The 23,155-nt window shown below is 39.8% G+C and carries 21 protein-coding genes; 11 read left to right on the top strand and 10 right to left on the bottom strand.

Going from position 1 to position 23,155, the window contains the following annotated elements; translation table 11 throughout:
• Positions 1–7 precede the first annotated feature (7 nt).
• The 5 genes from B9Y87_RS12870 to tsaD form a co-directional block, all read right to left on the bottom strand.
• Positions 8–1,096, bottom strand: coding sequence for an AI-2E family transporter (locus B9Y87_RS12870; RefSeq protein WP_085499405.1), 1,089 nt, complete (start codon positions 1,094–1,096; stop codon positions 8–10).
• A gap of 3 nt (positions 1,097–1,099) precedes the next feature.
• A complete protein-coding gene (locus tag B9Y87_RS12865) occupies positions 1,100–1,750 on the bottom strand; it encodes a DUF4159 domain-containing protein (protein ID WP_085499404.1) in 651 nt (216 codons plus the stop codon).
• A gap of 142 nt (positions 1,751–1,892) precedes the next feature.
• On the bottom strand, positions 1,893–2,597 hold the full coding sequence (locus B9Y87_RS12860) for a 16S rRNA (uracil(1498)-N(3))-methyltransferase (RefSeq protein WP_085499403.1): 705 nt from the start codon (positions 2,595–2,597) through the stop codon (positions 1,893–1,895).
• A gap of 16 nt (positions 2,598–2,613) precedes the next feature.
• Positions 2,614–2,961 (bottom strand): TfoX/Sxy family protein, encoded by a 348-nt coding sequence (locus B9Y87_RS12855; RefSeq protein WP_085499402.1) that lies wholly within the window; start codon positions 2,959–2,961, stop codon positions 2,614–2,616.
• Positions 2,962–3,069: 108 nt separating this feature from the next.
• Positions 3,070–4,095, bottom strand: a complete 1,026-nt coding sequence (gene tsaD / locus B9Y87_RS12850) for a tRNA (adenosine(37)-N6)-threonylcarbamoyltransferase complex transferase subunit TsaD (protein WP_085499401.1) — start codon at positions 4,093–4,095, stop codon at positions 3,070–3,072.
• A gap of 108 nt (positions 4,096–4,203) precedes the next feature.
• Between tsaD and B9Y87_RS12845 the strand changes: the two genes are divergently transcribed.
• From B9Y87_RS12845 to B9Y87_RS12830, 4 genes are all read left to right on the top strand, one after another.
• On the top strand, positions 4,204–8,508 hold the full coding sequence (locus B9Y87_RS12845) for a translocation/assembly module TamB domain-containing protein (protein WP_245808702.1): 4,305 nt from the start codon (positions 4,204–4,206) through the stop codon (positions 8,506–8,508).
• A 196-nt stretch (positions 8,509–8,704) separates the two neighbouring features.
• A complete protein-coding gene (gene pfkA / locus B9Y87_RS12840) occupies positions 8,705–9,691 on the top strand; it encodes a 6-phosphofructokinase (RefSeq protein ID WP_031444987.1) in 987 nt (328 codons plus the stop codon).
• 24 nt (positions 9,692–9,715) lie between these two features.
• A complete protein-coding gene (gene gap / locus B9Y87_RS12835; RefSeq protein WP_085499400.1) occupies positions 9,716–10,717 on the top strand; it encodes a type I glyceraldehyde-3-phosphate dehydrogenase in 1,002 nt (333 codons plus the stop codon).
• Between the two features lie 84 nt (positions 10,718–10,801).
• Positions 10,802–11,653, top strand: a complete 852-nt coding sequence (locus B9Y87_RS12830) for an N-acetylglucosamine kinase (RefSeq protein ID WP_085499399.1) — start codon at positions 10,802–10,804, stop codon at positions 11,651–11,653.
• On the opposite strand, the gene B9Y87_RS12825 is transcribed toward B9Y87_RS12830, so the two are convergent.
• From B9Y87_RS12825 to B9Y87_RS12815, 3 genes are read right to left on the bottom strand one after another with little or no spacing between them, the layout of a single operon-like run.
• A complete protein-coding gene (locus B9Y87_RS12825) occupies positions 11,646–12,026 on the bottom strand; it encodes a RidA family protein (RefSeq protein WP_085499604.1) in 381 nt (126 codons plus the stop codon). The genes B9Y87_RS12830 and B9Y87_RS12825 overlap by 8 nt on opposite strands.
• Positions 12,027–12,054: 28 nt before the next feature.
• Positions 12,055–12,834: a hypothetical protein gene (locus tag B9Y87_RS12820; RefSeq protein WP_085499398.1), complete on the bottom strand. Its 780-nt coding sequence runs from the start codon at positions 12,832–12,834 to the stop codon at positions 12,055–12,057.
• 60 nt (positions 12,835–12,894) lie between these two features.
• Positions 12,895–13,608: a class I SAM-dependent methyltransferase gene (locus tag B9Y87_RS12815; RefSeq protein WP_085499397.1), complete on the bottom strand. Its 714-nt coding sequence runs from the start codon at positions 13,606–13,608 to the stop codon at positions 12,895–12,897.
• A gap of 63 nt (positions 13,609–13,671) precedes the next feature.
• On the opposite strand from B9Y87_RS12815, the gene B9Y87_RS12810 reads away from it, so the two are divergent.
• Entirely contained in the window at positions 13,672–14,169 is a 498-nt protein-coding gene (locus B9Y87_RS12810) for a YkgJ family cysteine cluster protein (RefSeq protein ID WP_085499396.1), read from the top strand.
• A gap of 97 nt (positions 14,170–14,266) precedes the next feature.
• Positions 14,267–15,118: a sterol desaturase family protein gene (locus B9Y87_RS12805; protein ID WP_085499395.1), complete on the top strand. Its 852-nt coding sequence runs from the start codon at positions 14,267–14,269 to the stop codon at positions 15,116–15,118.
• Here B9Y87_RS12805 and B9Y87_RS12800 read toward each other — a convergent pair.
• Positions 15,109–16,356: an exo-beta-N-acetylmuramidase NamZ family protein gene (locus B9Y87_RS12800; RefSeq protein WP_085499394.1), complete on the bottom strand. Its 1,248-nt coding sequence runs from the start codon at positions 16,354–16,356 to the stop codon at positions 15,109–15,111. The genes B9Y87_RS12805 and B9Y87_RS12800 overlap by 10 nt on opposite strands.
• A 3-nt stretch (positions 16,357–16,359) precedes the next feature.
• On the opposite strand from B9Y87_RS12800, the gene B9Y87_RS12795 reads away from it, so the two are divergent.
• The 4 genes from B9Y87_RS12795 (at position 16,360) to B9Y87_RS12780 (ending at position 20,343) form a co-directional block, all read left to right on the top strand.
• On the top strand, positions 16,360–17,601 hold the full coding sequence (locus B9Y87_RS12795; protein WP_085499393.1) for an ABC transporter permease: 1,242 nt from the start codon (positions 16,360–16,362) through the stop codon (positions 17,599–17,601).
• Between the two features lie 70 nt (positions 17,602–17,671).
• The gene (locus B9Y87_RS12790; protein ID WP_085499392.1) at positions 17,672–18,451 is read left to right on the top strand and encodes an aldose epimerase family protein; all 780 of its coding nucleotides are present in this window, start codon (positions 17,672–17,674) and stop codon (positions 18,449–18,451) included.
• Between the two features lie 10 nt (positions 18,452–18,461).
• Entirely contained in the window at positions 18,462–19,094 is a 633-nt protein-coding gene (locus B9Y87_RS12785; RefSeq protein ID WP_085499391.1) for a Crp/Fnr family transcriptional regulator, read from the top strand.
• A gap of 70 nt (positions 19,095–19,164) precedes the next feature.
• Complete coding sequence (locus B9Y87_RS12780; protein WP_085499390.1) at positions 19,165–20,343, top strand: cytochrome-c peroxidase; 1,179 nt, start codon at positions 19,165–19,167, stop codon at positions 20,341–20,343.
• 18 nt (positions 20,344–20,361) lie between these two features.
• On the opposite strand, the gene B9Y87_RS12775 is transcribed toward B9Y87_RS12780, so the two are convergent.
• Entirely contained in the window at positions 20,362–21,240 is an 879-nt protein-coding gene (locus B9Y87_RS12775) for a 3-keto-disaccharide hydrolase (RefSeq protein ID WP_085499389.1), read from the bottom strand.
• Positions 21,241–21,387: 147 nt separating this feature from the next.
• Between B9Y87_RS12775 and B9Y87_RS12770 the strand changes: the two genes are divergently transcribed.
• Positions 21,388–23,112, top strand: coding sequence for a SulP family inorganic anion transporter (locus B9Y87_RS12770; RefSeq protein ID WP_085499388.1), 1,725 nt, complete (start codon positions 21,388–21,390; stop codon positions 23,110–23,112).
• Positions 23,113–23,155 lie beyond the last annotated feature (43 nt).

Here is a 23,155-nt window from a genome sequence, read left to right as displayed (position 1 = left end):
GGTGGGATTATAAATTTTTTGTAAGCGATTTTACAATTTTATTCTCGGAGAAAAATTCCTTAAGGATTACCTTTATGGCCGTATAGCCCGGAACCGCTATAATCATTCCGGTTACTCCCAAGAGCAATCCTCCAATGATGATGATGAGGAAAATTTCCAAGGGGTGCGATTTTACGCTGCTAGAGAATATAAAAGGCTGGGAGAAAAAGTTGTCTACCAATTGGCCTATAATAAACCCAATCATTACATAACCGGTTTTGGGCAAAATAACGCTACTAAAATCGGCTCCCACATTACTGGTCATGGTTAAAACCGCCATTAAAATCCCTCCAATAATGGGGCCTATATAAGGGATAAGGTTGAGAAGGGCACAGAGAAAGGCGATTACTATGGCATTTTCGATTCCAAAAACGAAAAGGACAATGGAATAAATGACAAAGAGGATCAAGATTTGGAACACCAGGCCTACAAAGTACCGGGATAGCAAATTTTTGATGGTTTCCATGGAATGTTGAAATCTATTTTCCTTATTGTCAGGGATTAGGGTGAGTATGGATTCTTCAAAAAGTTTACTGTCCTTTAAAAAAAAGAAGGCTATAAAGAGTACGGAAAACAGTCCTACGCTAAGACTCCCCAATATGCCGATTATGGAGTTTAGGAAATCTGGAAGTATTCCAAAGTTAAGATTGGAAAATAAATGTGAATCTTTAATGCTTTGTTCCAAATCCTCGGATTTAACTCCGATATATTGCAGTAACTGGCGGTACAAGTCCTCCAAATTGGTCTGTAAGGCATCGATGTTGAGAAGGGATAGGTTCTGACCCTGTTGAATAAGTAAGGGCACAAATAGGGCAATGACGCCCGCAACTACCCCAACAAGGAATATCATAGTTATGATTACCGCCACGGTATTGTTGAATTTTAACTTCTGACGAAAAAATAAAACAATGGGGCGGCCTATCAAACTGGCAACTGCCGCTATGGCTATGTATATTAAAACCGCACTAATTTTATACAGGAAAGCAAGAAGGATTGCTATGGCTAGAATAACGCCCAGAGCCCTTAGAATACCTTCTGCAATGGTCTTTGATGTCATATTTTAACTTTTAAAAACATAGGAGATTATATTGGCCCCCATTTGTAAAGCCTTAAGACGTACATCTTGGGGGTCGTTATGCACTTCTGGGTCTTCCCATCCGTCCCCAAGGTCGCTTTCAAATGTAAAAAGAAGGATAAGGCGGTTCTGTTCAAAGATGCCAAACGCCTGCGGCCTTTTGCCATCATGCTCATGTATCTTGGGCAATCCTTTTGGAAATTGGAATTGTTGGCTAAATATGGGGTGGTCCGTACCTAATTCCGTGAGTTCCTTTTCCGGAAATACTTTGGCGAGTTCTTTGCGCAGGTAGGGTTCCATGCCATAATTGTCATCTATGTGTAAAAATCCTCCTGCCAATAAATAGGTTCTTAAGTTTTCAGCTTCCTCTTCGGAAAAGAATATGTTTCCATGCCCAGTCATATGTATAAATGGATATTGAAAAATATTGGAGCTGCCTACCTCCACGGTTTGCGGCTTGGGCGCTATGGTAGTCCTTAGTTGTTGGTTGCAGAATTTAATTAGGTTGGGAAGTCCTGTTGGGTTGGCGTACCAATCACCGCCACCCCCATATTTTAATGTGGCAATTTCCTGAGCATATGCACTTTCTGCCAAATAAAAATTGAAAATCAATAATATTATAACTAGCTGCTTCATGTACACTCGGACTATTAGGGTATTCAAATTTAAGAATATTAACCAGTTAAAAAACTAAAAGGGCTACGGATAACATTCCTTGTTTTGGTAAAAAATAAATTAACTAGTAGTATACCTTCCCAAGAAATCTGCTAACCGCGTATTATAGATTAATTAGGGCAATGGTGGTACAGGCCACTATGGCCGCGGTTTCCGTACGCAATCTTGTGTTTCCCAAAGCAACCGCTTCAAATCCGTTGTCCAAGGCCAACTGTATCTCTTCAGAAGAAAAATCGCCTTCAGGGCCAATTAATATGGTAGTATTTTTCTTGGCCACTGCACAATGGGACAGTTCCTTTTTTTTGTCTTCCTCGCAATGGGCTATGTACAATTCCCCATTCTTGGGTAGGGCCATATATTCTTTAAAGGAAATGGCAGGATTTAACTGAGGCAAATAGGATTGGAGCGATTGTTTCATGGCGGCTTGGATCACCTTCTCCATTCTGTCCATTTTAATGACCTTTCTCTCGGAATGGTCACAAATAATGGGGGTAATTTGATGAACTCCAATTTCCGTAGCTTTCTCCAAAAACCATTCAAAGCGGTCGTTGAGTTTTGTTGGAGCCACTGCCATATGCAGTTGATATGGTTTTGGCGGTACCTGGGTTTGTGAAATTATTTTTGCCCTACATTTTTTATGGTCGGGAACAAGTATTTCGGCTTCAAACCAAAGCCCTTTTCCATTGGTGATCTGCAAAATATCGCCCGAACTTTTTCGCAAAACTTTGGAAATATGCCGACTTTCATCGGGTGGAAAAATAAATTGTTCGGTCTTGGCTTCTAATTCGGGATGGTAGAAAAGTTGCATGCGCTAGTAGTGATATTTACAGTTCGTTCAATTTTTGTTTGGCGTGTTCCAGTCCTAATTCAATGTAATTTAATAATTGCTCCTCGGTGGCAATTCCCTCTTGGGAAACATAGACAAATTCCTTCATGGGGCGTTTTGCAAAATCCATGGGCCTTACATGTTCTGTACTTAGGATCCTATCCATTTTACTGGAGACGACCCTTACCATAAGATTTTCTTTTATAATACCTACGGTCATTTTGCCACAGTACAAAAAGGCAATTCCTCCAAACATTTTCTTTTCGGTAATATTTGTTCGGACGTCTTGGGGCTGCAATTCAAAACTAGCCCTGATTCTCTGTGCAAATTGTTCGTCGTATGCCATATTATTTTAAATTTTCAAGATACGAATTCCAAAAATGCTTGAACCGGATTCCGGATTAACCGGAAATTTAAATCAAGTAATCAGTAAGCCCTTGAACTGCCTACGTTTTTATTGGATTACATATCTTGCCTTGGCAGTAATACTTTGATCTACAAAGTCCATTTCTTTGTATTTTAAATATCCTACAATGCCGATCATGGCTGCATTATCCGTGCAATATTCAAATTTAGGGATGTAGGTATTCCATCCCCATTTTTCCTCTGCTTTTTTAAGGGCCTGTCTAATGCCCGAATTTGCAGATACTCCACCCCCAATGGCTACTTGTGTTATTCCAGTCTGCTTTGCGGCCTTCTTTATTTTATCCATTAGTATGTTGATGATGGTATATTGGATGGAGGCACAGATATCGTTCAAATTTTCGGCAATAAAATTGGGGTTGTTTTTTGTTTCTCGTTGTATGAAGTACAGAATACTCGTCTTTAGACCGCTAAAACTAAAGTTTAGTCCATCTACCTTGGGTTTGGGAAAAGGGAAAGCTTTGGGGTTTCCCAACTGTGCATATTTGTCTACCAAGGGTCCACCTGGATACGGTAGTCCCAATATTTTTGCACTCTTGTCATAGGCTTCGCCTACTGCATCATCCAAGGATTCGCCTAAAATTTCCATGTCGAAGTAATCCTTTACCAGTACTATTTGCGTATGTCCTCCACTAATGGTCATTGCCAAAAAGGGAAAGGAGGGCATTTTATAATTTTCTTCCTCAATAAAGTGCGATAAAATATGGGCTTGCATATGGTTTACCTCAATTAAAGGAATACCCAATCCCAAGGATAGGGATTTGGCAAAAGAGGTTCCTACCAATAAAGATCCCATAAGTCCTGGTCCGCGTGTAAAAGCTATGGCGGATAACTGTTTTTTATCGATATTTGCTTTGGCTAATGCTTGGTGCACCACAGGGACTATGTTTTGTTGGTGTGCCCGTGAGGCAAGTTCGGGAACAACCCCGCCGTATTCCTCATGTATTTTTTGCGTGGCCACAATATTGCTTAGTTTCCTATTGTTGCACAATACGGCGGCAGAAGTGTCATCGCACGAGGATTCAATGGCTAAAATATAAATAGTTTTATTATCCACTTTGTTTGGAATAAAATTTGAATGTACAAAGGTAAAACATAAAGCCCTATCAAAAAATTAAGAAAAATTCTGGTCAGAGTATTTTTGGTGCTCGTTCTTATTTGCGTTTTGGGCAGTGTTATACTTTCCTTGCCATTTGTCCAGACCCGTTTTGCCAAGTATGCTACCGCGGAGATCAATAAGGAATTTGGTACCAATATTAATATAGATCGTTTAAGGATTTCATTAATTTCATGGGATACCTCGCTTAAAGGGGTTTATATTGAGGATTATAAACAGGATACCCTGTTCTATATAGATAATCTAAGTACCTCCATCCTTAACGTTCGCAATTTGGTGAACGGTAAATTGGAATTTGGCGATATAGCCATTGAGCGACTCAATTTTAAGTTGAGGACCTATCAGGATGACCAGAGTACCAATCTTGAGGTATTTATTGACAAGTTGGATGATAAAAAACCTAGGGCCCCAGGTACGCCCCCCTTTTATTTTTCTTCCTCAGATGTAGAAATAAGCGATAGTAAATTTAGGCTCATAGACGAAAATAGGGAGACTGCCGAAATGTTGAATTTTGTGGATCTTAATATTTCCGCTTCCGATTTTACCATTGTTGGTCCGGATGTTACATCCAATATTGAAAAAATGTCCTTCAATAGTAAAAGAGGGGTGGTAGTTAATGAAATGGCCACCGAATTTAAGTATACCAAACAGCAGATGCGTTTTGACTCCCTGAGCATCAAAACCCCTCAATCCCATTTATCTGGCAAGGTGATATTCAATTATGAACGGGAAGATTTTAAGGACTTTTTGAATAAGGTAAGGATTGATGCCGAATTCGTGGAATCTACGGTGGCCTTAAATGAAGTGAACTTACTCTATAATGAATTTGGGAGTGATATTGTAGTTTCGTTCTCCACTATGGTTGATGGGGTGCTGAACGATTTGAATACGAACGATCTGTTTTTAACAACGGATAATACGGGAATTCGTGGAGATTTTAATTTCAAGAACCTGTTTACGAAGGATGTCGGCTTTGAGCTAGAGGCCAATATGAAGAACGTTACCTCCAGTTACTATGAGCTCAGGGCCTTGCTCCCCAATATTCTTGACGTGTTGCCCTCCTCGATTCAGAAATTGGGTCAGTTTACGGTTAGGGGAGATGCCCTTATCACGGAATCTTCCATAAATACCAAGGCCAACATCAATACCCTTATTGGAAGTAGTTATGTGGACCTGGAACTTACCGATATTGATCATATAGACGATGCCTCCTATAAGGGTTTTGTGTCTTTGATCGATTTTGATCTTGGAAATTTAATCGAATCCGCTAAGGTGGGTATTACAAATCTGGATTTTAATGTGGAAGGCAAGGGGATGGTCATGGAATATTTAAACACCGAGGTAATAGGGCAGGTGTATTCCATAAATTTTAATGGCTACGACTATAAGGATGTCAACGTGTCCGGTATAATTAAAGAGCAGCTTTTTGATGGTTCCCTGCTGTGCAGTGATGAAAATATTCAATTTAGCTTTAAGGGATTGGCCGATTTTGCGGAAAACAGGAATAATTTCAATTTTATCGCTTCGGTAGACTATGCAGATCTTAAAAGGATAAATTTTATAAATGATAGTGTGTCCATTTTTAAGGGTGATATAAATATGGATATCAGTGGTAATTCCTTGGACAATATTGTTGGGGATATAAAATTTACCAAAACCAATTACCAGAACAAGAACGAGACCTACTATTTTGAGGATTTTAAGGTCTCGTCTACCTTTGAAAACGACAGTACCCGAATTATCGATATTAATTCGCCCGATATTATTACCGGTTATTTGAAGGGTAATTTTAAAGTCAAGGAGCTCGGTAGGTTGCTGCAAAATTCCTTGGGAAGTATTTACACCAATTATAGACCGTTCAATATATCGGCAAATCAGCGACTGGCATTCAATTTCAAAATTTACAACAAGATTGTGGATGTGTTTTTTCCAGAGGTGAAGTTTGATCCCAATACTTTTATTAGGGGCAATATCATTGCCGATGAAGGGGATTTTAAACTAACGTTCAAATCGCCCAGTATAGTGGCCTATGGTAATGAATTGGATAGTATAGACGTTAAGATAGACAACAAAAACCCATTATTCAATACCTACGTTTCTATTGGGGATCTGGCAACTCCCTATTATGATGTAAAAGATTTTAATCTGATCAATACTACCTTAAAGGATACCCTGTTTTTTAGAACGGAATTTAAAGGGGGTAGTGAATATAATGATAGTTACAATCTCAATTTCTACCATACCTTCAACAAGGAGAACAAATCTGTTATTGGTCTAAAAACTTCCGATATTAGTTTTAAGGGAAACAAATGGATACTCAATAAGGATGGGAACAATAAGAATAAGGTAATCCTCAATAAAACCTTGGATAGCATTACCATTGAGGAAGTGGTAATGAACAATAATGAACAGGAACAGATTCGTTTAAGGGGGCAATTGGCCGATTCTACTTATAAGGATGTTGAGCTGCAATTTAAGATAGTAACCCTTGGTAAGATTACGCCCGCTATAGATAGTCTTAAGTTGCATGGGGAGGTGAACGGTACCTTGAACGTGTTACAGAAAGACAATGTTTACCTGCCGTCCTCCAATTTGAATATCAAGAACTTTGGGGTCAACAATATAACCTTGGGAGATTTGGCGATAGGTATAGTGGGCAATAGGGATTTGACAGATTTTGTGGTAAACACTACCTTAGTGGATAAGGGGGCCGAGAAGCTCAGTATAGTTGGGAATATCTCCAATCGGGAAGAAATTCCCCAGGCAAATCTCATAGTGGATTTCAATAAGTTCAATTTAGAGCCGTTTAGTCCGTTGGGCGAGGGTATCATCACCAATATTAGGGGGCTGTTGCAGGGAAGTGCCATTCTTAAGGGGCCAATTAATAATCCTAATTGGAGTGGTGTACTCTCTTTGAATGAAGCTGGTATTGCCATTCCATATTTAAATGTAGATTACAGTTTTGCGCCATACTCCAGGGTAAAATTATCCGACCAAACCTTTAATTTTCAGAAGATCAAACTTACCGATGTGGATATGAAGACCAAGGCAACCTTGGATGGTACCATTACACATAGGCTATTTAAGGATTGGAGTTTGGATTTGGATGTAGATACCAACAATGATCGTTTTCTAATACTTAATACGCCATTTAAGGAAGAGGTATTGTACTATGGTGCCGGTTATTTAAATGGTACGGGAAGAATATTTGGACCTACCAATGCCCTTACTATCAATGTAGATGGGGAAACGGCACGCGGTACGTCCTTAAAAATCCCAATAAGTGATGTGGTTAGCGTTGGAGATTTTTCATTTATCAATTTTGTAGGTAAGAAAGTCGAGGAAACGGAAAAGGGCCAAAGGGTTTTAAAGGAGGTGGAGGGTCTTGAGCTGGCCTTTAACCTGGATGTTACCCCGGATGCGGAGGTTGAGATCGTTGTAGATACCAAAACTGGCAGTTCCTTAAAGGGGACAGGTGCGGGAATTTTGTTTATTGAAATCAATACCAACGGTAAATTTAACATGTACGGTGACTTTGTGGTAGTAACTGGGCAGTTTCGCTATAAGTTTGGTGGTATTGTGGACAAGACTTTTAAAGTGAAACCAGGAGGTAACATTACATGGGAAAGGGAGCCCTTGGCGGCACAGTTAAATATGGAAGCCGTTTATTCCTTAAATGCAAACCCCGCTCCGCTTTTGGATAATCCTGGATATACAAGACGTATACCCACCGATGTAGTGGTAAGGCTAACCGGTGAATTGGAAAGTCCGGTTATAGATTGGAGGATAGAGTTCCCGGGTACCAATTCCATTGTTAAATCCGAATTGGAATACAGATTGCAGGATCCTACCATTGCCGAAAAAAATGCCCTTTTTCTATTGGCACAAGGCTCTTTTGTAAATGAACAGACGAGTATAAACCAACAGGCCGTTACGGGAAACCTACTTCAATCTGCCTCCGGGATACTCAACTCCTTATTGGCGGGCGACAACGACAAATTAAATTTTGGATTGTCTTATGAACAAGGAATTTTGGATAGGAGCACGGATATTCAGACAGAGAATAGGCTAGGGGTAACCCTGTCTACCCAGATCAGTGACAGGGTCTTGCTCAATGGAAGGGTAGGGGTCCCCGTTGGTGGCGTATCGGAAACGGTGGTTGCTGGAGATGTGGAAGTGCAGATTTTGTTGAACGAAGAAGGTACCCTAAGTGCCAAAATTTTCAATAGGGAAAATGAAATCCAACAATTTTTGGCAGATCGTCAGGGATATACACAGGGTGTCGGACTTTCCTATCAAGTGGACTTCGATAGCTTTAAAGAGCTATTGCGTAAAATTCTAGGCAAGAAATAAAGGTCGATTTTGGTTCTTTTGGGTTGTCTTGTCCAATTTCGAAATAATCACTTTTCCTGAGTAATTGATTATGAATTTAACAATTTCCAAGAAATTATTCAACGAAAACGTTGGAGTGGTCCGTTGTTGTCAAATTAAAGCCAAAGTCGGGTAATTATTGAAATAAGTTTGCTAGTTTTGTTTTTTTAAAATTTTTATGGCTTCAGCAATAAAAAAAATTGGTGTTTTTACATCAGGAGGAGACTCACCGGGAATGAATGCTGCTATTAGGGCAGTAGTACGTACATGTGCCTACTTAAAGGTTGAATGCGTTGGTATCTATAGAGGATATGAAGGCATGATGGAGGGCGATTTTAAGGTAATGGATGCGCGTAGTGTGAACAACATTATAAACAAGGGAGGTACCATCCTTAAATCTGCCCGTTGTTTGCCTTTTAGGACCAAGGAAGGTCGGCAAGTGGCTTACGACCAATTAAAAAAAGCAGGTATAGATGCATTTGTAGTAATTGGGGGCGATGGTAGCTTTACGGGTGCCTTAACCTTTAATAAGGAATTTGATTTTCCTGTAATCGGAATCCCTGGTACTATAGATAACGATATTTTTGGCACTACTTATACCTTAGGATTTGACACGGCCTTGAATACCGCTGTAGAATGTATAGATAAGATTAGGGATACCGCCAGTTCGCACAACAGGCTATTCTTTGTAGAGGTTATGGGTCGTGATGTAGGCCACATTGCCTTAAATGCAGGAGTTGGTGCAGGAGCGGAAGAGATTTTGATTCCTGAGGAAAATTTGGGACTTGAAAGATTGTTGGAATCTTTGAAGCGCAGTAAGCAATCCGGAAAATCATCCAGTATTGTGGTGGTAGCGGAAGGCGACAAAACCGGTAAGAATGTTTTCGAGCTAAAAGAATATGTAGAGGAACATCTGCCCATATATGATGTGCGTGTATCCGTTTTGGGACATATGCAAAGAGGTGGGGCACCATCCTGTTTTGATCGTGTACTGGCCAGTAGAATGGGTGTTAAGGCGGTAGAGGCATTATTGGAAGGAAAGACCAACTTAATGGTGGGTATACAGGATAATACAATTACCCTGACACCGATCAGTAAGGCAATAAAAGGACATACAAAAATTGATAAGGAGCTTATGAGGGTTTCCGATATCATGACAACATAATTTTAAACATTAAAAACAATAGAAATGTCAAACTTGAAAATAGGGATTAACGGTTTCGGTAGAATTGGAAGATTGGTCTTCAGGGCTACCGTAGAAAGGGATAATGTAGATGTAGTTGCTATTAACGATTTGCTGGATGTGGAACATCTTGCTTATTTGTTGGAATATGATTCGGTTCATGGAAAATTTAATGGTACCGTTGAAGTAAAGGATGGTAATTTGGTAGTTAACGGTAAAACAGTTAGGATTACTGCTGAAAGAGATCCAAAGAATTTGAAGTGGGATGAGGTTGGTGCCGATATCGTTGCTGAATGTACCGGTATTTTCACTACTTTGGAAACGGCACAATATCACATAGATGGTGGGGCCAAAAAAGTGGTTATTTCAGCTCCTTCCAGCAATGCGCCTATGTTTGTAATGGGAGTTAACCATAAAGAGGTTAAAGCTTCCGATAAGATTGTTTCCAATGCTTCCTGTACTACCAACTGTTTGGCTCCAATGGCAAAAGTATTGAACGATAGTTTTGGTATAGAAGAGGCTTTAATGACTACGGTACACGCAACAACTGCTACTCAAATGACGGTTGATGGACCTTCCAGAAAAGATTGGAGAGGCGGTAGAAGTGCCCTATTGAACATTATTCCAGCATCAACCGGTGCGGCCAAGGCGGTAACCAAGGTTATTCCAGCATTGCAAGGTAAATTAACAGGAATGGCTTTCCGTGTTCCGACTGCCGATGTATCTGTAGTGGATTTAACGGTTCGTTTGGAGAAGGAGACCTCTTATGAGGAGATTAAAAAAGCATTTAAAAAGGCTTCTGAAGGAGAATTGAAAGGAATTTTGGGTTATACGGACGAAGCGGTTGTTTCCCAAGATTTTATAGGGGATGCCAGAACCAGTATTTTTGATGCCGAAGCTGGAATTGAGTTGAATTCGAAATTCTTTAAAGTAGTTTCTTGGTATGATAACGAGTCTGGATATTCCAATAAATTGGTAGACTTAGCCCAATACATCCATAAATTATAGTCTTAAAGGGTAATAATTAAAAGAATCCTGAGATTAAGTAATTTTTTGCTTATTTTCAGGATTCTTTATTAATAATCTTGTTATATGATATTGATTGTAGATAGTGGTGCAACAAAATCGGATTGGATTGCCTTGGATGACAAGGGTAACCAGTTGTTCATGACACAAACCTTGGGACTAAGTCCTGAAGTGTTGACGCGTCCTGTGATCGAAGACCGTTTGGCCAATAATTTTGAGCTTTCCAAGAACAGGGAAGATGTTACCCACTTGTATTTTTACGGGGCCGGATGTGGTACCGATAGGATGAAAAAGTTTTTAACGGAGATTTTTAATGAATTTTTTCCCAATGCCAAGGCCGAGGTTAAGGAAGATACTTATGCGGCCATTTTTGCTACAACAAAAATAGGGCAACACGGAATTGTGTGTATTTTAGGCACGGGTTCCAATTGCAGCTATTATGATGGGGAGAAATTGCATCAAAAGGTTACTTCTTTGGGATATATCCCTATGGATGATGGTAGTGGCAACTTTTTTGGAAGGAAATTGATCAGGGATTATTACTTTAATAAAATTCCAATGGACTTGGCCACAAAGTTTGCCAAGGAATACAATTTGGATGCCGATGTAATTAAGGAAAATCTATACAAGCAACCCAATCCAAATACCTATTTGGCCACATTCGCCAGATTTATTGTAGAAAATAAAAACCACCCCTATTGTAGAGGGGTGATAGATAAGGGCTTTCAGCAGTTTGTGAACAATTACATTATGCAGTTTGAGTTGGCCACAAAAGTTCCTGTAAGTTTTGTGGGCAGTATTGCATATTACCTTCGCGAAGAACTGGCTACAGTGGTGGAAAGAAATGATCTTATCCTAGGCGTAATTAGACAAAGACCAATTGAAGGTCTGGTAGAATTTCACAAAGGCTCTATTTAATAGCGATCATAGATATTTCAACATTTACAAATTTGGGAAGATTGGCTACTTCAACAGTTTCCCTAGCTGGAGCGGTATCAGCATCAAAGTAAGCGCCATATACTTCGTTTATTTGTGAAAATTGATGCATATCCTTTACGAAAATCGATGATTTAACGACATTTTCAAAAGTCATTCCTGCCTCGGTAAGAATGGCTTTTAAGTTTTGCATAGACTGCTCGGTTTCCTTTTTTATATCCCCTGACACCAAATTCCCTGTTTTTGGGTCTAAAGGAATTTGTCCTGAGATATACAAGGTGTTTCCTGCCAATACGGCTTGGTTGTAAGGTCCAATTGGAGCAGGTGCGTTTGTGGTGGTAATTATTTTTTTCATTTGTTTATAATAGGTTTTCGTATTAAGATTATTTGCCTCCGTTGGCTTGTAAATCAAGGAGGCACTCAGGTCCAAAACTGGGGATTGCCCCGTTTTTTGCCGTAAGCATTTTGGCCATTCCCCATCCAAATTGGAGTTCTGCCCGCATAAGGCAATTCTGTTCGTTACAATGGCTTTTGGCATCAGGGTCTTCGTGTTCGTTTACAGGCGGTGTACCCAGGTTTACCAATCCAAATAAATGTCCGGCCTCGTGGTTTAAGGTAGCCGTTTCTACGGTAGAGGTACTGATCAACGAACTCCTGGAAGCTAGTTTTCTAATGGTGCCTTCATAAATCACCATAGAGGTGTTGCGGTATACGGCCCCAAGGGTTACGAGATCCTCATCGGGATTGTCACTGCTGGCAGTGGCATCTGTAAAATAGATGTAGAGTCCTAAGGTGTCACCGTTGTTGTAAACTGTTCTGTTTTCCTTTTCCAAATCAAATATTTCGTCAATGGACAGACTGTCCTTTTTGGGAGAGTCCAATTCTTGGTAAATAATACTTATGTTGTCCTTGTAGGAACGCTCATTTAAAAGGGCTATAAAATTGGTAACGGCTGTTTCCGTAGGGGCATAATTGGTTACATAGGCAATTTCGATGACCAAGTTTTTAAACTTGGAGTCGGATAGTAAGTCGTTTGCAGAATCGCCCGGACCTTTTAAATTGGCCGTTTTATCTACCGTTAGGGTATTGCTGTCGCTGGAGTCTTTGGAACAACCTAGGAAAAAGATAAAGGCCAACAAAAGCCCTAGGGATAATTTTTTCATTATTGTCAGTTTTAATTAAAGGACTGATACTATAAAGATAACGACAAATATGGCACGGTATTACTCCAAAAGGGTAAGTCTGGCTAAATAGTCGTAATGCTTACCTTTGTTTACAAGCTCACAAGTTAAATTATTTGCGTTTGCCGCACGTTGCAAAGTATTATAGTCCAAATATAACCAATCCAAAGGTTCACTTTTCTCCCCCTTATATTCCATCTCAAAAGTGACTTCCCCATAGTAGTTTTGGTTATCCGGAATCCAATAGCCGCCATCCTCATCTTCATCGTACATATATATGATATCGCTGGAATCCAAGAGTATCTGCCCCTTAGGTTTTAAGAGCGACTTTAAATGAGTAAAGAATTGGTCTATGTTCTTTAATTTTCCCACTATCCCAATTCCGTTCATGAGCATTAACAGGGTGTCGTATTTTTGAAGCTTAAAATCCTGAATGTTTTTTAATACCGTATGTTCTATACCCCTTATTTTGCAAGTTTCAATGGCTCCGGGAGATTGGTCCAAGGCTGTAACAGCAAAGCCCTTTTTTTGCAAATAGAGGGAATGGCTACCTGCTCCACAGCCAATATCCAGAATGTTGCCCTTGCAAAGCTTTAGTGCCTTTTGTTCCAAAGGGGGCATTTTCTTAAAGTCTCTAAAGAGGTAGGGAATGGGTATTATGTCCTCCTCATCCAATGACGAATAGGTCTTTATGTCTTCAGAATATTTGCCGGATTGGTAATCCAAAAGTGCCTTGCCCAGAATGTCCTTAGCCATTTAAATTTGTTATTTACATGCAAATGTGGGACTTTTAACCAACTTTTAAAAGTTTATTCCATAATGGATGAGGTAATAAAGCAACTTCCCAAGCTGGCGCAGGAAAAACATAGTGGGAATAAGAAATTCTTTGGCAAACTTCGGAAAAAACCGCCAAAGGATTTGGACTATGTAATGCAGGAGCTACACGAGGCGGAGTTTAGGAAAACCGATTGTTTAAAATGTGCCAATTGTTGCAAGACAACAGGCCCTTTGTTTACCAATGCCGATATAGAGCGTATTGCCAAACATTTCCGAATGAAACCACAGAAATTTATTGATCAATTTTTGAGGGTGGACGAAGATAATGACTATGTGCTTCAAAGTGTGCCCTGTACGTTTTTGGGTGCCGATAATTACTGTTCCATTTACGAGGTAAGGCCTAAGGCCTGCCGTGAGTTTCCACATACGGATAGGAAAAAATTTCAGCAAATAAGTAACCTCACCTTAAAGAATGTGGCCATTTGTCCGGCTGCCTATAATATAGTGGAGGAAATGAAAAGAGCAATTAAGTTAAAGTAGGTCATTTTGAATATAAACCCTGTGGGTGAAAGGGTAGCTATAAATTACTTTTTTGTGGGGTATTTAATTACATACAACTATTTTGTAAATTTAGGGAATGGAAGCCATTTACAATTATTTTGAAACTATCCCTCCCGCACACCGAAGTATCATTTTGGTTTCAGGGATTGCATTTTTTTGGATACTGGAGTATATTATTCCTCTTTTTCAGTTAAAATATAGCAAGCTAAGACATGCTGGTATCAATATTTTTTTCACCCTGACCACCATCCTTGTAAATTTCCCCTTGGCTTTTTTATTGTTAAAAACCAGTGATTGGACCATAGCGAATAATTTTGGGATCCTGCAATGGTTACCGGTTATGCCTTTATGGTTAAAAGTTTTGTTGGGGGTAATGATCCTGGATTTTATAAGTGCATGGTTGGCCCATTGGGTAGAGCACAAGGTAAAGGTACTTTGGGGCTTTCATCTAATTCATCATACCGATCATGAAGTGGATACTACAACTGCTAATCGGCACCATCCAGGAGAAAGTGTGGTACGGTTTATTTTCACATGTTTCGGCACTTTTGTGGTTGGGGCGCCTATTGCCATTATTATGATATATCAGGCCCTTTCGGTTATTTTATCACAATTTAACCATGCCAATATTTCATTGCCCAAAAAGGTGGATGAGGTGTTGAGCTGGGTCATTGTTTCTCCAGATATGCACAAAGTGCACCACCACTATAAATTACCCTATACCGACAGCAATTATGGGAATATATTTTCTATTTGGGATAGGCTACTTGGGACCTTTATGAAATTGCCCAATAGTGAAATTGTCTATGGGGTGGATACCTATCCCAATGAACAGGAAAATTCAGACTTAGGGGCTTTATTGAAAATTCCGTTTAAGGCGTATAAATCCCCGGAAAAAACGGATGTAAAATCCACAGGTCAATTGTAGATCAAATATTTGGCCCTAATTTTCTGGAATTGGTCAATGTCTTTTTGCCAGGTTTTCTTTATTTGCTCTTGGGAGAGTCCAGCCTCGATCTGTTTCTGTAATTTTGTGGTACCGGCATGTTTGGTAAAGCCACTTGTGTTAAAAAATAGGCTTTTGTCCTTGGTGTTTTTGTAAGCATCCAATAGGTACTCCAAATTCACGGTATTCATTTTAGGAGTATTGGAGAGGTCTTTTCCAAAACAAATTTTGCCATTCTGTTTGGGGTCCTTCGATCCAAAATTAGGGGCAGGGGTATATTTAAAATTGTATTTTGTACTGTCCATAAAGGAGGCGCCGTAACGCTGAAACTGAAACTCTGTTCCACGACCTGCATTTACATTGGTCCCTTCAAACAATCCCAAACTGGGGTATAGATAAATGGAGGTGTTGTTGGGAAGGTTGGGGGATGGCCTAATAGGCAATATGTAATCTTTATGGTGATTGTAATTTTCCATCGGGATTACGGTCAGGTCCGCAATAACTTTGTTTTCCAACCAACCTTCTTTGTTGATCATATTGGCATATTCCCCAATAGTCATCCCATAGACCAAGGGAATATTGGTCATTCCTAAAAATCCCCTGTGTTCGGTTTCCATAGTGGGTCCATCCACATAGTGTCCGTTTGGATTGGGCCTATCCAATACAATTACCGGAATATTGTTTTCAGCACAAGCCTCCATGACCAATTGCATGGTAGCAATATAGGTGTAGAAACGTACCCCTACATCCTGAATGTCGAACAGAATAACATCAATATCCTGCAATTGAGCTTTGGAAGGCTTACGGTTTTTTCCGTAGAGGGAAATTATGGGAAGTCCGGTTTTTTCATCCTTTCCATCGCTAACCTTTTCCCCCGCATCGGCTTCTCCCCGAAATCCGTGTTCAGGAGCAAATACCAGTTTAATATTGATGCCCTTGGTTAAAAGGGAATCCACAGTATGGGTGTAGGACAAGGGTTGTATATCCTTAAAGATGACACTGGTCTGATTGGCTACAATTCCAACTCTTTTTCCTTCAAGTAAAGGGAGGTAGGTCCCGGTTCTATTGGCAGCTATGATTATAGGTGGATCGGTAGCTATAGTATCCCGTGCTACCACGGATTTAAGTTCCTTATTATTGGTTTTGGTGTGGTTTCCACAAGCAGAAAGTGTAAAAAACAATAATAAAACTGTATTTTTGAAAATGGAAAAAACTGCCATAAATTGAATTTAGAATTTTTTATTGCCAAACGCCTGGTTACAGGTAAAGAGCATAAAATTAGTATATCTGCACCAATAATAAAAATAGCTATTGCGGCAATTGCATTGGGGGTGATAATGATGTTGGTGGCCATTTCTACCGGGGTTGGTCTAAAGCATAAAATACGGGAAAAGATAGCTGCCTTTAATGGCCATATCCAGATATATAACTACGACAACAACACTTCCGATGTTTCCATGGTCCCTGTTTCCCTAGATCAGGAATTTTACCCGGAATTTAAGTCGGTCAGTGGCATACAGCATATTCAGGGAGTAGCTACCAAGGCCGGAATAATAAGAACAGAAGAGACATTTGAAGGCATTTTGGCCAAAGGTGTTGGGCCTGACTATAATTGGGATGTTTTTAAAGAGTTTTTGGTAGATGGTTCCCTGCCCAATTTTAAGGGGGAAATTAATAGTGAATCATTGATATCCCAGGTTTTGTCCAATCGTTTAAACTTAAAAACCGGTGACTCTTTCGTTGCTATATTCTTTAAGGAAGATGATGCATCCAAGATGCCCAATCAAAGAAAATTTACTATAACAGGTATTTACGACAGTGGTTTTGAAGAGTTGGATGGTTCCTATATTTTTATTGATCTGCGCCATATTCAACATATGAATAAATGGGCCGATAATGAAGTGGGGAACTTTGAGATTTTTGTGGACGATTTTGATGAAATGGACAATAAGGCCAAGGAAATTTATGGGAAGACCTTGTCCAATCTCGATACGCAGACCATAAAGGACAAGTATTACAGGATTTTCGAATGGCTTGGTCTTTTCGATTTTAATATAGCATTGATCATTGGCATAATGATCATCGTAGGGGGTATCAATATGATAACCGCGTTGCTCGTTTTAATATTGGAGCGGACCCAAATGATAGGTATTTTAAAAGCCTTGGGGTCATCCAATTGGAGTATTCGCAAGATATTTTTGTATAATGCCACTTATTTGATTGGTGTTGGACTTTTGTTGGGCAATATCATTGGTTTGGGCATTATAGGATTGCAGTTTAAATTCCGTATGTTCAAATTTCCCAACCCCAAGGAGTATTATATAGATTATATTCCGGTCCACCTTGATGTGATGACCGTGGTATTGCTCAATATTGGTGTTTTAATTTTATGTCTGTTGATGTTGCTTCTGCCGTCCTATATTATTACTAAAATATCACCGGTAAAGGCCATAAAGTTCGAATAGAATTTTGTATTTTTTTTGAATCTTGAATCAGTAACAAAGTGATAACTTTCCTCCTAAAAAGAAAAAATAGATGGTGAATCTAAAACTACAGGATCAAATAGTGAAAATAGATAAAGGGGAATTGGTAGGCTATGCAGTTGCCGGGCACGAGTATATTCACCAAAAGGGTAGTCCGGGATGGCGAAACTCGGATACCGAAATGTTTCCAATAATAGGCCCTACCAATGAAGCAAATTTTAGGGTTACTTCCGCTAAGGGTATAGCGGTCCAGGATCAACATGGTCTTTTAAGGGAAATGGCATACCAACTTGTGTCGCAAACCGATACCAAAGCCGTTTATAGAAAACAATATGCTTCAGGAACTTCAGTGAAGAACTCCAAATATCCCTCTAAATCCACAGAGGAATATTTGTCATGGCCTTACAACTTTGAATTTACGAAGTCCTTCGAGCTTATGGAAAACGGTTTAAAAGTTCAATTTAAAGTAATAACAGAGGAAGGTATGCCCTTTATGTTGGGATATCATCCGGCTTTTAAGCTATATTCCGATAACGTAACCATAAGAACAGCCAACCGCAGTATTGACCTACAGGAGGTACTCGAAGCTGGTAATAGGGCTTTGCCAGTTCTGGACTGCACGTCCCTTACCTTAATGGATAATGGCAAGCTTAGTATAAAAACCGAAGGCTTTGGAAATTTTATGTTGTGGACAGAGGTACCCAATATGCTGTGTATAGAGCCTATATCCTTTTATCCTTATGCGGTAGACCAAAAGGACTTACACCATGGATTTCAGACAGTGAACGGATCCGAAAAGATTTTTTCCGTAATTATTCAACCTAACATTTGATACAACAAGAATGACAGAAGCGTTACAATTACATTATGGTTATCTTTTTGAGCCAGAGTTGTTAGAGGAAATTAGAAAGGTGGGTAGCTATAAAAAAGTTAGTCAGGGCCAAACGTTAATGGAAATAGGTGATAATATCAAGACCATGCCCTTGTTGTTAAGTGGGGCTATTAAGGTCTTAAGGGAAGATGATGATGGCAACGAACTGTTGTTGTACTTCGTGGAAAAAGGGGACACCTGTGCCATGACTTTTTCCTGTTGCATGGGCGACAAAAAAAGTGGTATAAGGGCCGTTGCCGAAACCGATACGGAATTATTGATGATTCCGGTGGGGTACTTGGAAACTTGGATGGGCAAATATAAAACTTGGCAACAGTTTATCCTGGATAGTTACCACGCAAGAATGATGGAACTTATGGAGACCATAGATACACTTGCCTTTCTCAGAATGGATGAACGTTTATTAAAGCATCTGCAGGATAAGGCCAAAGTAACCCATGATGATGTATTGCATGCTACACATCAGGAAATAGCCTACGATCTCCACACCTCACGAGTGGTGGTGTCCAGGCTATTGAAAAAAATGGAAAATGAAGGCAAGATAGAGTTATATCGGAATCAGATAAAGGTGTTGGATTTGTAATTTTTTAAGGTTCGACACTTGTTATTGAGTAGTTTATGTGGTAAACTTGTCTTGGTAAAAGTAAAGAAATATGAGGATTGGTGGTTGTATTTATGTACTGGCCCTGTTCGTAATTTTGGCAGGCTGTGGACATCCTAACAAGAAACAGGAAATAGATATACCTCAGCCCAAGGAGATCGCCAAGGTTGCCGCCCTACCTAAGATTATAAAAACACCGATAGGAAACCCAAATTCCAAAGAGAAGGAACTTTTGGGTAAACTTCTTTTCTATGACCCCATCCTTTCGGGCGGCAAGGACATTGCTTGTGCCAGTTGCCATCATCCGGCCACTGGATATGCCGAGTTCTTGGATCTATCCATTGGGGCAAATGGTCAGGGCTTGGGAAGCAAGAGGACATTTAAGGAGCCCAATATAATTCCCCAAATGAAACGCAATTCCCCCACCATTTTAAACACGGTATTTAATGGTATACATGGGCAGGACGATTATGATCCAGAAAATGCTCCCATGTTTTGGGACGACCGTGTAAAGAGTTTGGAAAAACAGGCGTTGGAACCTATCAAGACTCTGGAAGAAATGAAGGGTGTCCATTTTTCAAAGTCTCAAATTTTAACCGAAGTGGCCTCCAGACTTGAATCCATTCCAGAATACAAAAGTCTTTTTGCGGAAGCTTTTGGTGAGGATGCACCAATAGACAGCATTCATATTGGAATGGCCATTGCCTCTTTTGAAAGAACCTTAGTGGCCAATAATTCACGTTTTGATCAATATATGGCAGGGGATTTGGACGCTATGTCCCACTCGGAAAAAGAAGGCTTGGAACTATTTAAATCGGTAGGTTGCATCAATTGCCATAATGGCCCCATGTTTTCGGACTATAAGTTGCACGTATTGGGAGTGCCGGAAAACAAAAAGCTTCCAGAACCGGATAGTGGATTTCAGGAAAGTTTTGCGTTTAGGACAGCTTCACTTAGAAACCTTCGTTTTACCGCGCCCTATATGCATAATGGTGTCTTTCAAAACTTAAAACAGGTTTTGGAATTCTATGAGGATATTTCATTTGGGAAAACACGAAATCCTTCAGTATCCAAAGAAATGTTCGATCCCTTTGTAAGGGAGCTTCAGCTTAGTGTTAAGGATATGTCCCTGATCATTTCTTTTTTAAATACCCTAAACGATGAAAATTTTGACAAGGAAATTCCCAAAAAGGTCCCAAGTGGATTGCCTGTAGGAGGAAATATTCAATAGTTGCTTTACGCCTTGTAGTTAATTGTACTTACAATCCTCTGGATCGGATTTTATGTAATATTTACGATAGTTGGAAGCTTTGGGGTCCATACAGCCCTTTAGGTTTTTTAATTCCACTTTTCTAAAATCTATGGGTTGTCCCTCTGCTTGAAGGGCAATAAAACCCTCCTTTAATAATTTACCGTCGATCTTCATGGCAGGATCATATCGGTTGGCAACACCTCCCCCTATTTGTGGTTTGGTGTATTCCAATACCTTGTCTCCATTTACTATATGGGTCACAATGGAATCTCCCAAAACAATGGCCTCGGCGCGTACCCATTGTTCTCCGAAATAAGTTTTGGAAGTGGAATTGATACAGTGTCTTGGATCAATTTTGCCTTCATATACTACATCTGTTCCCGGGGAACACATATTTCCAGTGGGCCGTGATTTGCCTTCTTCCAATCCGGCCAAAAATTGCATTTCCACAGAAATGGGCCAATCCTGCTCCTTGGGCATGGTTCTGGGATCCTGGGAATGGAACATTACCCCACTGTTTTTTATGGTGTAACTTGGGGCTCCCGGGTGAAGTTCCCCTACAAAACGATACTCTACCACTAGATGATAATAGGAGTAGGGGGTATTGTAGTACAGGTGTCCATATCGTTCATTAAAATCGCCCTCATATTTGTCATAGCGTACTTTTATAATACTATCCTCTACCCTGAAAGTGTCGCCATAATTGTCCCCAACTTCATAATGGTGAATTTTAGTGGTCCAATCATTGATGTCCTTTCCATTGAACATGGAAATCCAACCGTCGTTTTTTTCTTCAGTGACAGATTTTACAGTGCTGCACTGACATAGAAGTAAGGCTGCTATGAAACCACTTATTATCGCGGGGATTTTTTGCATATTCCAAGGATTTGATTTAATTAAGGGCACAAGATAAAATTTTTAATGTTTATTAGTACCAACTTCAATAGAAGTTATGTGTGTAAAAGCTAGAATTCTGTAACCTTCGTTACATTGGAATAAGCTATTTAATACTAAATTTGGTGAATGAGGAGATTTTTACCTTTCTTGGATTGGCTTCCAAGATATAACAAAACCCTTTTTGGAAAAGATTTGGTGGCGGGGATAACCGTGGGCATAATTTTAATTCCCCAGGGTATGGCCTATGCCATGATTGCCGGGCTTCCTCCAGTTTATGGCCTATATGCCTCTTTGTTCCCTATTTTAACATATGCCTTTTTGGGTACTTCAAGGCAGGTTGCCGTAGGTCCAGTGGCCATGGATTCGTTATTGGTAGCTGCAGGCTTGGGGACCTTGGCCATATCAGGAGTACAGAACTATATATTAATGGCGTTGTTCCTGTCGTTTATGGTAGGGGCATTTCAGTTGATATTTGGGTTTTTGCGAATGGGATTTCTGGTAAACTTTATGTCAAAACCCGTTATTAGTGGATTTACCTCCGCGGCGGCCGTAATCATTATTTTTAGTCAATTAAAACATTTGCTGGGAGCGGATATCATGAACAGCAATAAATTTCACGAACTGGTTATTAACGCATTTAGACACTTATCGGAAACCAATATTTATGATTTCTCCATCGGGATCATTGGAATACTGATCATTGCTTCATTTAAAAAATGGTTTGATAGGTTTCCGGCCATATTGTTGGTTGTGGTGTTAAGCACGCTGGTGGTCTACTTTTTTAATTTGGAAGCCTTTGATGTACAGGTCGTAGGTGAAGTTCCGGCCGGTCTACCCTCTTTTAATATTCATAGTTTTAGCATGGAAAGGGTTAGGGATATATGGCCAATTGCCCTAACATTGGCATTCGTTGGGTATTTGGAAACAATTTCCATTGGCAGGGCATTTGAAGAAAAAAATAAAGTAGAGACCATAGACCCCAACCAAGAGTTGATAGCTTTGGGGGCTTCCAATATGGTGGGTTCTTTTTTTCAGTCCTATTCGGTTACCGCAAGTTTTTCCCGTTCGGCCATAAATTACGAAGCGGGAGCCAAGAGTACAGTAGCCTCGGTGATAAGTGTTGTAATGGTAGCCCTAACACTATTATTTCTTACGCCTTTATTCTATAATTTGCCAAAGGCAGCACTGGCCTCCATTATTATGGTTTCCGTTTTTGGATTAATAGATATTTCCTATCCCAAAAAATTATGGTACCAAAGTAGGGATGAATTTATGGTTCTTTTGTTAACTTTTTTAATTACCCTTGGGGTTGGTATAGTAGAGGGTATTTTAATTGGGGTATTGTTGTCCTTGCTTTTAATGGTGTACAGGACCTCCAAGCCGCATTTTGCTGTGTTGGGAAATATTAAGGGTTCTGATTATTATAAAAATATTAGTCGTTTTGGTGATGAGGCCGAGGTTCGTCCAGATCTGTTGATCGTAAGGTTCGATTCCCAACTTTATTTTGGGAATTCGGGCTATTTTAAAAGTGAACTTTTCAAATTCATCAATGTTAAGGGCCGTTCCTTGAAAGCCGTGATTTTGAATGCCGAAGCCATTAATTATATTGATGCCAGTGCATCGGCCGTCTTGATCAATGTTATTGAAGAAATCCACAATAGGAATATCGAATTTTATATCGCTGGTGCTACCGGACCCATTCGAGATATAATATTCAAGAGTGGGATTATCAATAGTCTGCATAAGGAATATCTTTTTGTTAGGATAAAGGAAGCCGTAGCTTATCACGATGATCCCAATACCATTCCCTCACTCAGGGAAAAGGTGGCATATCAGAATCAAAGTAACTAAAGTTACACTCAGGGAGGTCTATAATATTTACCTTTGTAAAGGT

Source organism: Arenibacter troitsensis (assembly GCF_900177645.1).
GTDB classification, from domain to species: domain Bacteria; phylum Bacteroidota; class Bacteroidia; order Flavobacteriales; family Flavobacteriaceae; genus Arenibacter; species Arenibacter troitsensis.
The sequence above is the reverse complement of the archived record's forward strand: the minus strand, read 5'-3'. Positions and strand labels throughout refer to the sequence as shown.

Coding starts and splice junctions, on each gene's coding strand:
- B9Y87_RS12830 (WP_085499399.1), top strand. CDS start 10,802: ATGATATTGATTGTAGATAGTGGTGCAACAAAATCGGATTGGATTGCC.
- B9Y87_RS12860 (WP_085499403.1), bottom strand. CDS start 2,597: ATGCAACTTTTCTACCATCCCGAATTAGAAGCCAAGACCGAACAATTT.
- B9Y87_RS12805 (WP_085499395.1), top strand. CDS start 14,267: ATGGAAGCCATTTACAATTATTTTGAAACTATCCCTCCCGCACACCGA.
- gap (WP_085499400.1), top strand. CDS start 9,716: ATGTCAAACTTGAAAATAGGGATTAACGGTTTCGGTAGAATTGGAAGA.
- B9Y87_RS12790 (WP_085499392.1), top strand. CDS start 17,672: ATGGTGAATCTAAAACTACAGGATCAAATAGTGAAAATAGATAAAGGG.
- B9Y87_RS12855 (WP_085499402.1), bottom strand. CDS start 2,961: ATGGCATACGACGAACAATTTGCACAGAGAATCAGGGCTAGTTTTGAA.
- B9Y87_RS12785 (WP_085499391.1), top strand. CDS start 18,462: ATGACAGAAGCGTTACAATTACATTATGGTTATCTTTTTGAGCCAGAG.
- B9Y87_RS12775 (WP_085499389.1), bottom strand. CDS start 21,240: ATGCAAAAAATCCCCGCGATAATAAGTGGTTTCATAGCAGCCTTACTT.
- B9Y87_RS12810 (WP_085499396.1), top strand. CDS start 13,672: ATGGATGAGGTAATAAAGCAACTTCCCAAGCTGGCGCAGGAAAAACAT.
- B9Y87_RS12820 (WP_085499398.1), bottom strand. CDS start 12,834: ATGAAAAAATTATCCCTAGGGCTTTTGTTGGCCTTTATCTTTTTCCTA.
- pfkA (WP_031444987.1), top strand. CDS start 8,705: ATGGCTTCAGCAATAAAAAAAATTGGTGTTTTTACATCAGGAGGAGAC.
- B9Y87_RS12870 (WP_085499405.1), bottom strand. CDS start 1,096: ATGACATCAAAGACCATTGCAGAAGGTATTCTAAGGGCTCTGGGCGTT.
- B9Y87_RS12825 (WP_085499604.1), bottom strand. CDS start 12,026: ATGAAAAAAATAATTACCACCACAAACGCACCTGCTCCAATTGGACCT.
- B9Y87_RS12865 (WP_085499404.1), bottom strand. CDS start 1,750: ATGAAGCAGCTAGTTATAATATTATTGATTTTCAATTTTTATTTGGCA.
- B9Y87_RS12780 (WP_085499390.1), top strand. CDS start 19,165: ATGAGGATTGGTGGTTGTATTTATGTACTGGCCCTGTTCGTAATTTTG.
- B9Y87_RS12770 (WP_085499388.1), top strand. CDS start 21,388: ATGAGGAGATTTTTACCTTTCTTGGATTGGCTTCCAAGATATAACAAA.
- B9Y87_RS12815 (WP_085499397.1), bottom strand. CDS start 13,608: ATGGCTAAGGACATTCTGGGCAAGGCACTTTTGGATTACCAATCCGGC.
- B9Y87_RS12800 (WP_085499394.1), bottom strand. CDS start 16,356: ATGGCAGTTTTTTCCATTTTCAAAAATACAGTTTTATTATTGTTTTTT.